Origin of the sequence: Streptomyces sp. NPDC047061 (assembly GCF_040643955.1) — a bacterium.
Lineage (GTDB): Bacteria > Actinomycetota > Actinomycetes > Streptomycetales > Streptomycetaceae > Streptomyces.
Genome location: NZ_JBEYVI010000005.1, coordinates 94,885 through 109,734 on the forward strand (window position 1 = coordinate 94,885; position 14,850 = coordinate 109,734).

General features: G+C 74.8%; 7 protein-coding genes. 4 read left to right on the forward strand and 3 right to left on the reverse strand.

Annotated features, from left to right (window positions below; all coding sequences use genetic code 11):
* Window positions 1–461: 461 nt before the first annotated feature.
* The gene (locus tag ABZ887_RS11065; RefSeq protein ID WP_361286043.1) at window positions 462–1,355 is read right to left on the reverse strand and encodes a glycosyltransferase; all 894 of its coding nucleotides are present in this window, start codon (window positions 1,353–1,355) and stop codon (window positions 462–464) included.
* Between the two features lie 280 nt (window positions 1,356–1,635).
* Between ABZ887_RS11065 and ABZ887_RS11070 the strand changes: the two genes are divergently transcribed.
* A complete protein-coding gene (locus tag ABZ887_RS11070) occupies window positions 1,636–5,364 on the forward strand; it encodes a BTAD domain-containing putative transcriptional regulator (protein WP_361286046.1) in 3,729 nt (1,242 codons plus the stop codon).
* 35 nt (window positions 5,365–5,399) lie between these two features.
* Here the strand turns inward: ABZ887_RS11070 and ABZ887_RS11075 are convergent, their stop codons facing one another.
* Together ABZ887_RS11075 and ABZ887_RS11080 are read right to left on the reverse strand one after the other, a co-directional pair.
* Window positions 5,400–6,617 (reverse strand): RICIN domain-containing protein, encoded by a 1,218-nt coding sequence (locus tag ABZ887_RS11075; protein WP_361286049.1) that lies wholly within the window; start codon window positions 6,615–6,617, stop codon window positions 5,400–5,402.
* A gap of 306 nt (window positions 6,618–6,923) precedes the next feature.
* Window positions 6,924–7,550 (reverse strand): response regulator transcription factor, encoded by a 627-nt coding sequence (locus tag ABZ887_RS11080; protein WP_361286052.1) that lies wholly within the window; start codon window positions 7,548–7,550, stop codon window positions 6,924–6,926.
* A gap of 307 nt (window positions 7,551–7,857) precedes the next feature.
* On the opposite strand from ABZ887_RS11080, the gene eccCa reads away from it, so the two are divergent.
* The 3 genes from eccCa to ABZ887_RS11095 are packed head-to-tail and all read left to right on the forward strand — an operon-like array spanning window position 7,858 to window position 14,846.
* Window positions 7,858–11,892, forward strand: coding sequence for a type VII secretion protein EccCa (gene eccCa / locus ABZ887_RS11085; RefSeq protein ID WP_361286055.1), 4,035 nt, complete (start codon window positions 7,858–7,860; stop codon window positions 11,890–11,892).
* Window positions 11,889–13,325 carry a type VII secretion integral membrane protein EccD gene (gene eccD, locus ABZ887_RS11090; RefSeq protein WP_361286058.1) on the forward strand — a complete coding sequence of 479 codons (1,437 nt, stop codon included), beginning with the start codon at window positions 11,889–11,891 and terminating at the stop codon, window positions 13,323–13,325. Before eccCa ends, eccD begins: the two co-directional genes overlap by 4 nt.
* Before the next feature lie 15 nt (window positions 13,326–13,340).
* A complete protein-coding gene (locus ABZ887_RS11095; protein ID WP_361286061.1) occupies window positions 13,341–14,846 on the forward strand; it encodes a type VII secretion protein EccB in 1,506 nt (501 codons plus the stop codon).
* Window positions 14,847–14,850: the final 4 nt, after the last annotated feature.

Sequence of the window (14,850 nt, forward strand, 5' to 3'; positions counted from 1 at the left end):
CGGCCATGGGCGACCGCGCCGCACGGCGGACGTACCCGCCGGTCCTGGATCCTGGCGGGATTCCATCCCGTAGGGGATGATTTCCCGCCACCTTCTCTGTGCCGGTCGGAGCCGGAATCCGCTGGGTTTCCGGGCCGTTCCCGGAGCCGCACGGCGGCTTCGCGCCAACCGCTCGGCGACCTCCGGGAGAACCGCTGGCCACATGTTAGCGATCCGTTGGCGAGCCCTGATGTGATCTTCGCATCGGATCGGGTCGGACGGTGCACGCGTAGATCGCGTAACTCGGGGGAGTGTCGCCGCAGGCCTGGGTCCGGGGACGCAAGAGGGTCCCGGTCGGCGGAGGTGATCGACCGGGACCCTCGTCCCGCCTCCCGGGTGAATTCCCGGGTTCCCACATTCCCGGGTTCCCGCGTTTCCGTATTCCCGCGTTTCCGTATTCCCGCGTTTCCGGTGGGCCGGATTCAGACGACCGGTGGGCGGCCCAGTCTGGTGAGCCGCCAGACCGTGCGCCAGCGCATGGGGCGACGCTCCCCGGCCGGCTCGCGCAGTCCCTCCGCGAAGCCCGCGAACCAGGCCCGCAGGCCGCCCGTCGAACGAGTGCGCAGGAGTGTGATCAGTATCCAGACGCCCAGGTGGACCGGGATCAGCGGCAGGGGCAGCCGACGGCGCGTCAGCCACACCCGGTTGCGGGCGGTGACCCGGAAGTAGACGGCGTGCCGGGCGGGCGAGGTCCGGGGGTGCTGGAGGAGCAGTTCGGGCGCGTAGAGGATCTTCCAGCCTGCGTCGGCGGCCCGCCAGGCGAGGTCGGTCTCCTCGTGGGCGAAGAAGAACTCGGCGGGCCAGTCGCCGGTTTCGACGAGCATGTCCATGCGCAGGGCATGGCCGCCGCCGAGGAACCCGGTGACGTAACCCCCGCGCAGGGGGTCGGCGTTGCCGACGCGCGGCACGTGCCGGCGCTGGGTCACGCCGTGCTCGTCCGCGATCCGGAAGCCGACGATGCCGAGGCGGGGGTCGGCGGCGAACAGATCCCGGACCTGCCGGAACACCTCGACGTCGACGAGCAGTCCGTCGTCGTCCAGTTCGACGACGACGTCCACGTCGCCGAACGCGCGCAGAGTGGCGAGGGCGACGTTGCGGCCGCCGGGGCAGCCGAGGTTGTCTTCGACGTCGACGGTGGTGATCTCGCCGGGCAGGTCGAGACGGCCGGCGAACTCGGGCAGCCGGCAGCCGTTGCCGACGATCACGATGCGGTCGGGGGCGAGGTCCTGCTTGGCGACGGACAGAAGCAGGGCGTCGACTTCGTCGGGCCGGTTCCCCATGGTCACCACGGCAACCCCGAGTCTCGGCTCCTGCATGCCCCTCACCCCATCCGGCCGACGGCTGCAGCCGCACCTGTCCCCAAGGATGGCCATTGTTCACCAAGGCGTCACCACAGGTAGGTCGATACTCCATAAATGGGCCTGCCTCGTGGCGCCGCGCGGATGCCCACACACACAGGATGCGGGCCGGACACACACCGGGTGCGGGCCGGGCGTGGGCCGGGCGTGGGCCGGTCCCCATCGCGCTCCGGGAAGCGTTCGGACACGCCACGGAGCGCCTCCGAGGGGACGAAGCGGCGCTGTAAATTGCCCGTTCATGCTCTCTGTTCAGGTCCTGGGGCCGATCGGTGCCGACATCGACGGTGCACCGGTCCACCTGGGAAGCCCCCGGCAACGTGCGGTCCTCGCCCTCTTGCTGGCGAACCGCGGCCGGGTGGTGCCCGTCGACCGGCTCATCGACCGCCTGTGGCGGGGCCGGCCCCCGCAGAAGGCGGCGGCCTCCCTGCACGTCTACGTGTCGAACCTGCGCCGCGCGCTCGAACCCGGCCGGGCGCCGCGCACCCCCGCCGGTGTCCTGGTCAGCGTCGCGCCCGGGTATGCGGTGCGGCTGCCCGAAGAGGCGGTCGACGCCTGGCGGTTCGAGGCGGCGGTGCGGCGGGCCCGTACGGCGCCTCCGGCCGAGGCCCGGCGCCTCCTCGAGGAGGCCATCGGGTGGTGGCACGGGACCGCGTACGGCGAGTGGGCCGACGAGGAGTGGGCGGCCGCCGAGGGGGCCCGGCTGGGTGATCTGCATCTCGCGGCACGGGAGTTGGCGATCGGTGCGGCCCTCGCGTCCGGCACCCCGGCGGAGGCGGTGCCGGCGGCCGAGGCGCTCGTGCGGGAGCATCCGCTGCGCGAGGAGGGCTGGCGGCTGCTGGCCCTCGCGCTGTGGGCCGGGGGGCGGCGTGCCGACGCACTGGCCGAGCTGCGGCGCGCCGCCGCGGTCATGGCCGACGAACTCGGCCTGGGCCTGGGCGACGCGCTGACCGAACTGGAGAAGGCCCTGCTGGCGGGGCGGACCGAGATCCTGCGCGCGTCGGTGCCGACGGTGGGTTCGGTGCCGAAAGGGGCGACGGTGGCGTCGTCGTCGGCAGGAGCGACGGTGGCGACAGGGGCGACGGTGGCGGAAATGCCCACAGCGCCCACAGTGCCGACTGCGCGGTCGGCTCCCGTACCGGCTTCGGCCGTCCCGCTCGTGCCCTTCGCGGACTCCGCGGCCCCAGTCGTCGTGGACCTGTCGGCCGACGAGCCGACCGAGGAGCCGGCCGAGGAGCTGTTCGTGGGCCGGGACGGCGAACTGCGGGCCCTGGCCGAGGTCGCGCGTGCCGCCCGGCGGGGCGGTGGTGTGGTCCTGGTGACCGGGGAGGCCGGTGCGGGCAAGTCGGCGCTGCTCGGCCGGTACCGGCTGTGGCTGCGGGAGCAGGGCTGGACCGTGGTGGTCGGCCGTTGCCCCGAGTTCGACGGCGCCCCCTCCGCCTGGGCCTGGGCGGAGGCGCTCGACGCGCTCGCCCGCCGCGTGCCGCCCACCGATCCGGACGCGCTCGGCGCGCTGCTCCAGGAGGCCGGCTACGGCGAACGGGGAGCGGACGGACCCGGGGGCACCGGGCTCCCGGTCCCGGACGGCGGGGCGGCGTCGGCCGGACGGTTCCGGCTGCACCGGGCGTTCGCCGCCTGGCTGCGGGAGGCCGCCGCCAAGGCACCGCTGGCGGTCGTTCTCGACGACCTGCACCGGGCGGACGGCGAGACGCTGGCCCTGCTGGAACGCGCCGCCGAGCTGGTCGGCTCAGCGGTGCTGGTGATCGCCGCGTACCGCCCGGCCGACGCGGCGGACCGGCTGACCAAGACCCTTGCGGAACTCGCCCACCGCTCGCCGTTCCGGCTGGCGCTCGGCGGGCTGCCGTTGCCGGAGGTGGCCACCCTGGTCGGCGCGGTGTGCGGGGAGCCGGTCGACCCGGCGATCGTGACCGCGCTCGCCGAGCGCACGGGGGGCAACCCCTTCTACATCCGCGAGAGCGCCCGGCTGCTCGCCAGCGAGGGCGCCCTGGTGGCGGTCTCCGAGGTGCCGCAGGGCGTGCGCGACGTACTGCGCCGACGGTTGCGGCAGCTGCCCGAGGGGGCACCGGCCGTCCTTCAGCTCGCCTCGGTGGTGGGCCGCGAGACGGAGGTCGGTGTGCTCGTCGAGGCCGCGGACCCGGCACGGCACGGCGAACACGACGTGCTCGACGCCGTCGAGGCGGCCGTCGTGGCCGGGCTGCTGACCGAACCGGCGCCGGGGGTGGTCCGGTTCGCGCACGCGCTGGTCCGCGACACCCTCTACACCGACCTGGTCGGGGTACGGCGCGCACGGCTGCACGCCCGTCTGGCGGAGGTGCTGCGCCGGCGCCGTCCGGACGATCTGGCGGCCCTCGCGCACCATTTCGCACGGGCGGCGAACGGGCGGACGGCGGCGCTCGCCGTCGAGTACTCGCTGGGCGCGGCCGACCACGCCGAGCGGCGCTACGCCCACGACACCGCGGTCGAGCTGCTCACGCAGGCGATCGACTCCTTCGCGCTGATACCCGCCGCCACCGCGGACGGCGACAGGACCGGCGGGGCGGGAGGCGGCCGGGCGGGGCGGCTGGTCGCCCTGCTCGGACGGTTGCTGCGGGCGGAGATACGGGCCGGGGCCATCATGGCGGCGCGGCACACCAGGCAGCGCGCCCTGGCGGCGGCCGAGGGCCTCGGGCACGACGAACTGGCGGCGGCGGCCCTCGGTGCGTGGATCGGACCGGAGCCGGCGCCGAGCGGAGCCCTCAGCGGGCCGTGGGGGCTGGTCGAACCGGCGGCGGTCGACACGTTCGTCGACCGGCTGATCGCACGCGCCGACCTGGACCCGGCCGTTCTCGGCACGCTGCCACCCGCCCCTGCGGACGAAGGGGGGCACGGGGACGCCGACGGGAGCGGGAGCGGCAGCGGGAGCGGGGGCGATGTCGGCGCCGAAGCCGGGACAGGTGTCGGAGCCGAAGCGGGCGCCGGAGCCGGAAGGGGCACCGGAGCCGAGGCGGGCATCGGGACGGGTGTCGGTGGGCGTGCGGGGCGGGTGGTGGAGGCGAGGCGGCGGCTGGCCGTCGCCCGTGCGGTCGGGGACCCGCTGCTGCTCTCCTCCGCGCTGACCGTCGCGTCCGCCGTCACACCAGACGGCTTCCCGGACCGCCGCGAGGCGCTGGCGACCGAACTGCGGGTGCTCGGGTACGCGCACGACCTGCCCGCCAACAGCTGGGTGCGGGAGCACATCGGGGCCATGGCCGCCGGCGCCCGCAACGACGTCGCCCAGGTCCGCCGGCACACCGGGGAGGGCCGGACCGTCGCCCGGCGGCACCGGCTGGCGGAGGCGGAGACCATCAACCTGACGACCCTGGCCATGCTCGCCCATGTCGAGGGCCGCTTCGCGGAGTCCGAGGCCGGCTACGCGGAGGTGCGGGAGCGGCTGCGTTCCCGCGGATCGCCGTACGGCGACTTCGTGCACGTCCTCGGGCTGACGACCGTACGACTGGGGCAGGGCCGCCCGCGGGAGGCCGAACCGCTGCTGCGGGCCCTCCTCGCCGAACCCGAACCCACCGCCGAGCTCGCCCTCGGGGTGGTCCTCGCCCGGCTGGGCGAGCACGGGCAGGCGCATGCGCTCGGCCGGCGCACCGAGGCCGCCGTACCCGTCGTACCCGACCACCTGTACGGCATCGCCCTGTCTCTCCGGGCCGAACTGGCGTTCCTGCTGGGCGACATGACCACCGCGCTGGAGCTGGTCCCGCTGCTGCTGCCGCTGCGCACCCAGCTCGCCGGTGCCGCCAGCGTCTCCTTCGCCACCCGGCCGCTCGCCCACTCGCTGGGCGAGTTGTACCGGCTGCTGGGCGACGAGGAGGAGGCGCGACGGCAGTTCGCCCTCGCGGAGGACGTGGCACGGCGGTGGGGTTCGAGGCACCTGGTGGAGGCGGCCCGGGCCGCCGCGGAGGGCAGGGTCCCGCGGAGCTGACATGACGGCTGCCGGGATCGGGACGGCTGCCGGGCTCAGGCCAGGTGCCACTTCTGGTTGGACGTCCCGGCGCAGTCCCACAGCTGGAGCCGGGTGCCGTTGGCGGTGCCCGAGTCCTTGGCGTCCACGCACTTGCCGATCACCGAGTTGACCAGGTCGTGGGAGCTGTTGAGGTTGAACTTCTGGGCCCAGCCGCCGTTGCAGGTCGCCAGCTGGACGGCCGCGCCGTTGTCCTGGGAGGCGTTGGCGATGTCCAGGCACAGGCCCATGGAGCGCACGCTGCCGTCGGACTTGAAGACCCACTTCTGCCAGGCGTCGCCGTCGCACCCCCACAGCCGCAGCGGGGAGCCGTCCGTGCCGGCGCGGGCGCTCACCTCGACGCACTTCGAGGAGGCGTAGCCGACGATCGCGTCGCCGGACACGGTGGTCGAGGAGGCGGCGTGGGTGGCGGCCGGCTTGGACGCCGGCTTGCTCGTCGCGGTGGTGCCGGCGCCGGCGGCGTGGGTGGCCTTGGTGCCGGTCGCCTTCTCCGGGTGGGCGGAGTCGGCCTCCGTGGACGAACCCCCGGTGGTGTGCGCGCCCTTGTCCTTGCCGGACTTCGTGCCCTTCGCATCGTGCGCCGGACGGCCGCTGCCGGACGCCGACGCGGAGCCGGACCCGGAGCCGGTGGGCCATGCCGCGGCGCCCTCGGTGAGCTGGGGGACGGCGCCGTCGCCGACGGCCGCGGCGTGGGGTGTGGAGTCGCCGTGGTCCGGCAGCGCCATGAACGCGGCGCTGCCGAGGCCGAGGACCAGCAGGACGCAGGCGGCGACCACGGCGCCGACGACCCGTGCACCGCGCTCCGGCCGGGCTTCCCCGGAGCCCGCCCCGTCCGGTGCACCGGGCTGCTCCGGGCGCACCGCCGGCGACCGGAACAACCCACCGGGCTGCCCGGCCGCAACGGACTCGGCCGTACCGGACTCGGCCGTACCGGGTGCGGTCGCGGGCGTCGACGCGGGTGTGCGGCCGGGTGTGGGGGCCGGTACGGGTGTCGACGCGGCTGCGCTCCCGCCGGCCGGTGCGGACCCGGCCCCCCGGCCGCCCGCCGCCGGTTCCGCGGCCGACGCTTCGGAAGCGGGCTCTGCGGGCTGCGTCCCGGTCGCTCCCCGTGACCCGGACCCGGTCTCGGACCCGGTCTCCCGGAGCCACGGCAGCGGCCGTTCCCAGACGGCCGGCTCCTCCGGCGTCTCCGGCTGCCCTGCGGTGTGCTCCATGTCTGCCTGCCCGTCTCCGCGTGTGTTGTTCCCCGGCGCGCGAATCTAGGGGCGCGGCGGCGGACGGCCCGCCGATCACCGCGGGCTCTGCCCCGCAGGACCGGAAATTCTTCCCCTGCGGGCCGGTGGGAGCTGGTCGCGCCCACGCGGCGGAGCCGCATGTCGACACAGCCCCGCGCCCCCAAGGGGCGCCACAGCAGCGCCCTGCTTTTAGGGGGCGCGGGGAACTGCGCGAGCAACCCCCACACAGCCGCAGGCGCCCGGCGGCATCGAGCGGCGCCCTCTTCGGCGCTCCTGACCCGCCCGCTACAACGTCCCCGAGCGCAGGGCGAAGGCGACCGCGTGGGTGCGGTTGCGGAGGCCGAGGCGGTTCATCATGACGCTGACGATGCTCTTGATGGTGCGCTCGGAGTAGTTCAGCTTCTGGGCGATCTCCGTCGTCTCCAGGCCCTCGGCCAGCAGTCGCAGCACGTCGACCTCGCGGGCCTCCAGACCGGACGCGGTCAGGCCGAGCGGCCCCAGGACGTCGCGCTGGACCTCCCGGATGTGGTCGACGAGCCGGCCCTGGACCGTGAGCGGCAGCGCGGCCCCGCCGTCGGCCACCGCGCGCACCGCCTCCACGACCTTGTCGTACGTGGTGTCCTGACGCCACATCACCCCGCGCAGGCCGTGGCGCACCGCCCGGAGCAGGTGGGCGTCGCCGATGTGCCCGGTGACCAGGACGACCCCGAGACCGGGGTTGGCCGAGCGGGCGGTCACCGACTCCAGCTGCAGTACCGTCTCCTCGGTGACGTCCGGCGTGATCATGAGGACCACGTCCGCGTGCCGGTGCTCCTCCTGGGGCACCACCTTCAGCCCCGGGTACCTGCGCAGGCACGAGACGGCGCCCTCGCCGGTCATCGGGTCACCGGCGAGGACTGCGATCGAGATCATCCCCAACGTTCCTGCTTTCCTTCCGGGAGTGACGGGAGCGGGCCGTCGTTCCGAAGCGGCGTACGGGGATGTTCACCGGACCGCCTTAACGCCGACTTGGCGTGTACTTGGCGAAGCTGCCCCTCCGGCCAGGCTTCGCTGTCCGCGGGGGCGGACCTCGGCTCGTGCGGCGCGGGCGCGAGCGGCCTCCTGCCTACGCTCCACGCGCGGATCCCACCGCGCGCACGCCAGGAAATGCCGCAGAGCAGCAGAGCAGAAGCGAAGCAGAGCAGCAGAGCAGCAGCAGCGAAGAAGAGAAGAGAGCACGTTGAGCACCGTCGTCGCCAAGCGCTCGCCGCGTGCCGAAGGCCCCCCGATGCCGGAGGGCCAGGTGGAACTGGCCGAGCCCCCGGTCCTGGGCGAGCCCGCCACCGCCGACTTCGGCTCGGTGATGACGTACCTGCCGATGGGCCTGGGTGCCGGGGCCATGGTGCTGATGTACTCGGTCGGCAGCGGCGGTACGTCCATGTACATGATGACCGGGATGATGGGCATCGCCATGGTCAGCATGACGCTGACCCAGATCGGCAGGCCCGGAGCGGAGCGGCGCCGCCGGATGCGCGCCGAACGCCGTGACTATCTGCGCTACCTCGGCCAGAAGCGGGTCCAGGCCCGGCAGGCGGCCGACGGACAGCGGGCCGCGCTGCTGTGGGACAACCCCGAGGCGGCTGATCTGTGGGCGCTGGCGAGCGGGCCCCGGCTGTGGGAACGCAGGCCCGGGCACGAGGACTTCGGCCGGGTCCGCATCGGTCTCGCGACCCGCCGTGCCGCGCTGGAGTTCCTGCCGCCGCAGACCCGGCCGGTGGAGGACCTGGAGCCGCTGTGCGCGATCTCGCTGCGCCGGTTCACCAAGGCCCACCAGACCGTGCCCCTGCTGCCCGTGCCGGTCTCGCTGCGGCGCTTCACCAGCGTCGAGTTCACCGGCGAGACCGAGGAGGCGGTGGCCCTCGCCCGGGCGATGCTCGGGCAGCTGGCGGTCCTGCACTCCCCCGACGAACTGCGCGTCGCGTTCCTCGGCGACGAGACCGCGCACCGCGCGTGGGACTGGCTCAAGTGGCTGCCGCACAACGCCCATCCGGCGGAGGAGGACGCGGCGGGAGCGGTGCGGCTGGCCGCCGGGGACCACGACGAGCTGATGGACCTGCTCGGGCCGGACGTCCGGGACCGCCCCGACCACGACCCGGCCTCCTCGCCCAGCGTGGCCGAGCCGTTCACGGTGATCGTCGCCCAGGGCGTACGACTCCCGGCGACCTCACGGCTGTTGGGAGCGGGGCTGCGCGGGGTGGTGCTGCTGGACCTCACCGGCGCGGTGCCCGGCGGCCCCAAGGTGCTGCGGCTCACGGTGCGCGGCGGCCGGGTCGACTTCCCGAGCGGCGCCGAGAACGTCAGCGGCCGGGCCGACCGGCTCGGCCCCGTCGAGGCCGAGAACCTGGCGCGGGCGCTCGCCCCGATGCGCACCGGCGGCGTCGTCGACCTGGCGGACCAGCCGCTGGAGTCCGACTTCGACCTGGCCACCATGCTCGGCATCCGGGACGTGCGCGGCTTCGACGTCGCGGCCAAGTGGCGTCCCCGGCTGGCCCAGGAGGCCCGGCTGAAGGTGCCGATCGGGGTCACCGAGGACGGCGAGGTCGTCGAACTGGACCTGAAGGAGTCCGCGCAGGGCGGGATGGGCCCGCACGGTCTGCTGATCGGCGCCACCGGCTCCGGCAAGAGCGAACTGCTGCGCACGCTGGTGACCGGTCTGGCCGCCACCCACTCCTCCGAGATCCTGAACCTGGTCCTGGTGGACTTCAAGGGCGGCGCCACCTTCCTCAACATGGACCGGCTGCCGCACACCTCCGCCGTCATCACCAACCTCGCCGACGAACTCCACCTCGTCGACCGCATGCGGGACTCCATAAACGGCGAGATGATCCGCCGTCAGGAGCTGCTGCGGGAAGCCGGTTACGCCTCGCTCTACGAGTACGAGAAGGCGCGCGCCGCCGGGACGAGCACCCTGGCCCCGCTGCCCTCGCTGCTGGTCATCGTGGACGAGTTCTCCGAACTGCTCGCCAGCAAGCCGGAGTTCGTGGAGCTGTTCGTGTCCATCGGGCGGCTCGGGCGCAGCCTCGGCGTCCATCTGCTGCTGGCCTCGCAGCGGCTGGACGAGTCCCGGATCCACCGGGTCGAGGGCCACCTGTCGTACCGGCTCGCGCTGCGCACCTTCTCCTCGATGGAGTCCCGCAGCGTGATCGGCACCTCCAGCGCCTACGAGCTGCCGTCCGCGCCGGGCAACGGCTACCTCAAGGTCGACACCACCAACCTGGTCCGGTTCAAGGCCGCGTACGTCTCCGGTCCCGCGCCCGCGGCGCCGGGTCCCGAGGAGACGGCCGGGCGGCAGGGCGTCGTACGCGAGGTGACCGCCTTCGGCCTGGAACGGCAGGGCCCGCCCGCCGCGGCCCGGGAGGCGGAGGAGGCCGCCCGGCTGGTCTCGCTCGCCGAGGAGAACCTGCGCGACCAGGACGCGGGGGCGGCGGACGAGGAGGCGGCGGACGGCGGCGGCGGCGAGGACAGCCTGCTGGAGGTGTTCGTCGGGCGGCTGGAGGAAAGCGGCCCGCCGGCCCGGCAGGTCTGGCTCTCCCCGCTGTCCGAGTCGCCCGGCCTGGACCAGCTGCTGCCCGGCATCGTCCCCGATCCCGAGCGCGGCATGGGCGCCGCCGACCCGCATGTGCAGGGCGCGCTGCGCGTCCCGCTGGGCATGGTGGACCGCCCGTTCGAGCAGCTGCGCGAACTGCTGACCGCCGACCTGTCCGGCGCCGACGGCCACATCGGCCTGGTGGGCGCGCCGCAGACCGGCAAGTCGACGCTGCTGCGCACCCTGATGCTGTCGCTGGCCCTGACCCACACGCCCCGCGAGGTGCAGTTCTACTGCCTGGACTTCGGCGGCGGCGGTCTGGTCTCGACGGCCGGTCTGCCGCACGTGGGTTCCGTCGCCACCCGCCTGGAGCGCGACCGGGTGCTGCGCACCGTGGAAGAACTGACCCAACTCCTGGAACAGCGAGAGCAGTTGTTCACCTCCCGGGGCCTGGAGTCGATGGCCGCCTACCGGGCGCTCCGCGCGGACGGCACGATCGACGACCCGTTCGGCGACGTCTTCCTGGTGGTCGACGGCTGGGCCACGCTCCGCCAGGACTTCGACGAGCTGGAGCAGCGGATCATGGAACTCGCCGCGCGCGGCCTGTCGTTCGGCCTGCACGTGGTCGCCTCCGCGGTCCGCTGGTCCGAAGTACGGCCACGGCTGCGGGACATGCTCGGCACCAAGCTCGAACTGCGGCTCGGCGACTCGATGGAGTCCGAGGTCGGCTCCCGGGCCGCGGCCGGTGTCCCGCACCGGCCGGGACGCGGCCTGACCAGCTCCGGACACCACTTCCTGTCCGCGCTGCCCCGCCTCGACAGCTCCTCGCGCACCGACGACCTGACGGCCGCCACCAAGGCCGCGGTCGCCGAGATCGACACGTTCTGGACCGGCCCCCGGGCCCCCGGCGTACGGCTGCTGCCGACCCGCCTGGACGCCCGGCAGCTGCCCGCCCCCGCCGACACCCGCGACCTCAGGTTCTGCCTCGGCTGGGACGAGCAGCGCCTCGCCCCCGTCTGGCACGACTTCGGCACCACCCCGCACCTGCTGGTCTACGGCGACGGCGAGACCGGCAAGACCAACGCCCTGCGCCTCGCCATCCGCGCCATCACCGCCCGCTACCGCCCGGAGGAGGCCAGGATCCTGCTGGCCGACCCCGGCCGCGGACTCCTCAAGGACGTCCCCGAGGAGTACCGGGTCGGGTACGTCGTCGACAACGACGCCCTCGGCAAGCTCGCCGACAGCGCCGCCGTGTCCGTGGCCAAACGGGCCCCCGGCGCCGACGTCACCCCGGAGCAGCTGGAGAAGCGGGACTGGTGGGCCGGTCCGCTGCTGTTCGTCCTGGTCGACGACTACGACCTCTTCGCCGGCGCGCCCGGCACGCCCTCCCCGATGATGCCGCTGGTGCCGCTGCTCGCGCAGGGCGCCCACATCGGGCTGCACCTGGTCGTGGCCCGCTCCACCTCCGGCGCCATGCGGTCCGTGATGGACCCGCTGATCCGCCGGATGTGGGAGCTCGGCAACCCGGCGCTGCTGTTCTCCTACCCCAAGGAGGAGGGCAAGTTCATCGGCGAGGCCAAGCCCCGCACCCTGCCCGCCGGGCGGGCCCAGCTCGTCACCCGGCGCACCGTCCAGCTCGTCCAGACCGGCCTGGTGTCGGCGGCGCCCGTCCCCACAGGAGCACGATGACCACCGCCCCGGCCGCCACTGCCCGGACCGCCAACGGCACCGTCAGCACGGCGCCGCAGACCGTCCGGGCCGCCGAGGTCTGCCGACTCACCGTGGAGGCACCGGCCGGCCGGGCCGACCTCGCCGTCCCGGTCACCACTCCGGTCTCCGCCCTGCTGCCGGTGCTGCTGCGGCAGGCCGTCGGCCCCGACCTCCAGGGCACCCCCTGGATCCTGCAACGGCTCGGCGCGGACCCCCTCGATCCGGAGGCGACCCCCGAGAGTGCCGGGCTGCGCGACGGCGACGTGCTGCACCTGCGGCCGGCCGACGCGGCGCTGCCCGCCCTGCACTTCGACGACGTCTCCGACGGTGTCGCGCACACCGTCGGCGCCGGGTCCGGCCGCTGGCGCCCCGGACTCACCCGCGACCTCGGTCTCGCCCTGTCCTGCCTGGCGCTCGCCGCGCTCGCCGCCACCCTGCTCGGCGCGGGCCCCGGTGCGCTCACCTCGGCGGCGGCCGGGGCGGTCGCCCTAGTGCTGGCCGCGGCCTGTGCGGCGGCGACCCGCGCACAGGCCGACCGCGGCGGGGTCCTGGTCGCCGGGGTCGGCGCGTTCGGCTTCGCCGCGCTGGCCGGGACGGCCCTGCGGGAGGGCCCGTCCGGCGGCTTCGCGCCGGGCACCACCGGGACCCTGCTGGCCGCCGGGTTCGTGGTCGCGCTGGCCGGCCTGCTGCTGGCGCTGGGCGCGCTGCCCCTCGTCGTCCCCGGCACCGTGCTGCTCACGGCGGTCGCCGCCGCGATCGGCGCGGGGCTCGCCCAGGCCACCGGAGTGCACGGCGTCCAGGCCGCCGCGGTGGTCGCGGTGGGCCTGTTCGTCCTGGGCCACCTGGCGCCCCGCCTGGCCCTGCGCACGGCCCGGCTGCGGGTGCCCCAACTCCCCCACGACGCCGAGGAACTCCAGCTCGACATCGAGCCCGAGCCCGGTGAGGCCGTGGCGAACCGGGTCGCCGTCGCCACCGCCTGCCTCGACATGATCAGCATCTCCTCGGCGCTGGTGTGGGCGGTCGCGCTGTGGCTGCTCGCCGACCGTGAGCAGGGCTGGGCCGGCTGGCTGCTGCCGCTCTCGCTCAGCCTGGCCGTCCTGCTCCGCGCGCGCGGCACCAACGGCACCCTCCAGCGGGTCCCCGCCGTGCTGGCCGGCGCCTACGGCCTGGGGCTCGTCCTCATCGTCCGGGTGGCGCCGACCGGTCCCGGCGGCCGGGCCGCCGTCCTCGCGGTGCTGCTGGCCGCCGCGCTGCTCCTGCTCGTCGGCGCCTGGCGGCTGCCAAGGGCCCGGCTCCTTCCCGTATGGGGGCACTTCGGCGACCTGCTGGAGACCCTCACGGCGATCGCGCTGCTGCCGCTGCTGCTCCAGGTGCTGCACGCGTACGGCTACTTCCGCGGCCTCGCGGGCTAGGGACGGCGGGCATCCATGCAGACGCGACGCGATCACGTACAGGCCTACCAGTTCGCCATGGGCCGCCTCTCCTCCGCGCTGGTCAGCGGCGACCCCGGCCGGGGCGACAGCCCGACCCGGCGGTCCGCGCTCGGCTCGGTCTTCGGGGTGGGCGTGGCGGTGCTGCTGTGCGCCGGGTTCGGGGTGTACGGGCTGATCTCGCCCGTGGCCAAGGACGACTGGCGCAAGGACGGGGCGATCGTCCTGGAGGAGGACACCGGCAACCGGTACGTGTACGCGAACGGTGAGCTGCGTCCCGTACGCAACTACGCCTCCGCGCTGCTCATCGCGGGCGAGCGCGGCGCGCCGGAGACGGTGTCCGCGAAGTCCCTGGCCGGGGTCCCGCACGGCACCCCGGTCGGCATCCAGGGCGCGCCGGACACCGTACCGGCCACGTCCGCACTGGCGACCGGCGCGTGGGCGCGGTGCCTGCCGGGGCAGGGGGCGGACGGGACAGGGGCGACCGGCGGGACGGGGACCGGGGCGACTGGCGGGACGGGGGCGTCCGGCGGGAAGGCGTCCGGCGGGAAGGCGTCGGGCGGGAAGGGATCTGCGGGCGCCGGCCAGGAGCCGGGCGGCAAGGGGCAGGCCGACAACGGTTCCGGAAGCAAGGGCTCCGGAGGCCAAGGTTCCGGCGGTGAGGGTTCCGGCGGTGAGGGGCAGGCGCTTGTCTTCGGTGGTTCCGCCGCCGGGCTCAGCGCGCTGCCCGCCGACCGCCAGGTGCTGCTCACCGGCCCCGGGAGCGCCCGGTATCTGCTGCTGCGCGGCGTCAAGTACCCCGTCCCCGGCGACTCGACGCTGATCGCCCTCGGTCTGGACGACCAGGTGGCCCTCCCCGCCACCGCCGACTGGCTGGCGGCCGTGCCCACGGGCGCCGCGCTCACCGCGCCCGTACCGGCCGGCGCCGGCAAGCCGGCCGGGCAGGTCGCCGGTCAGGCCACGAAGGTCGGCCAGGTCTTCCGCACCAGCACCGGCGGCACCGAGCACTACTACGTGATGCGCTCCGACGGACTCGCCCGCGTCAACGGCACCGAGTACGCCCTGCTCGCCGCCCGCCCGGGCGCTCCGGCACCGCGCCAGGTCGGGCAGTCGGACATCGCGGTCGCCCCGGTCTCGACGGACGGTGCTACCACCGGCCGGGTACCGGACCTGACCGGTGTGCACGCGCTGGCCGCAGGCACCGTCTGCCTGACGGAGACGACCGACGGCCGTACCCGGATCACCGTGGGCGCCCCCGATGCCGGGGGCGTCGTCCTGCCGGCCGGCGGCGGTGTCCTGGCCGTCCCGGACGGCTCCTCGTCGGCCGACCGGACCGAGTACCTGATCACCGAGCAGGGACTGAAGTACCGGATCGCCGACACCGACGCCGAGAAGGCCCTCGGGTTCGGTGACGGCAAGCGCCGGCTCTCGCTGCCCACGGGCGTCCTCGCCCTCGTCCCCGACGGTCCGGTGCTCAGCCGCGCCGCCGCGGCGAAGGGCTGAGCCC

Coding starts and splice junctions, on each gene's coding strand:
- ABZ887_RS11075 (WP_361286049.1), bottom strand. CDS start 6,617: ATGGAGCACACCGCAGGGCAGCCGGAGACGCCGGAGGAGCCGGCCGTC.
- ABZ887_RS11080 (WP_361286052.1), bottom strand. CDS start 7,550: ATGATCTCGATCGCAGTCCTCGCCGGTGACCCGATGACCGGCGAGGGC.
- ABZ887_RS11095 (WP_361286061.1), top strand. CDS start 13,341: ATGCAGACGCGACGCGATCACGTACAGGCCTACCAGTTCGCCATGGGC.
- eccD (WP_361286058.1), top strand. CDS start 11,889: ATGACCACCGCCCCGGCCGCCACTGCCCGGACCGCCAACGGCACCGTC.
- ABZ887_RS11070 (WP_361286046.1), top strand. CDS start 1,636: ATGCTCTCTGTTCAGGTCCTGGGGCCGATCGGTGCCGACATCGACGGT.
- ABZ887_RS11065 (WP_361286043.1), bottom strand. CDS start 1,355: ATGCAGGAGCCGAGACTCGGGGTTGCCGTGGTGACCATGGGGAACCGG.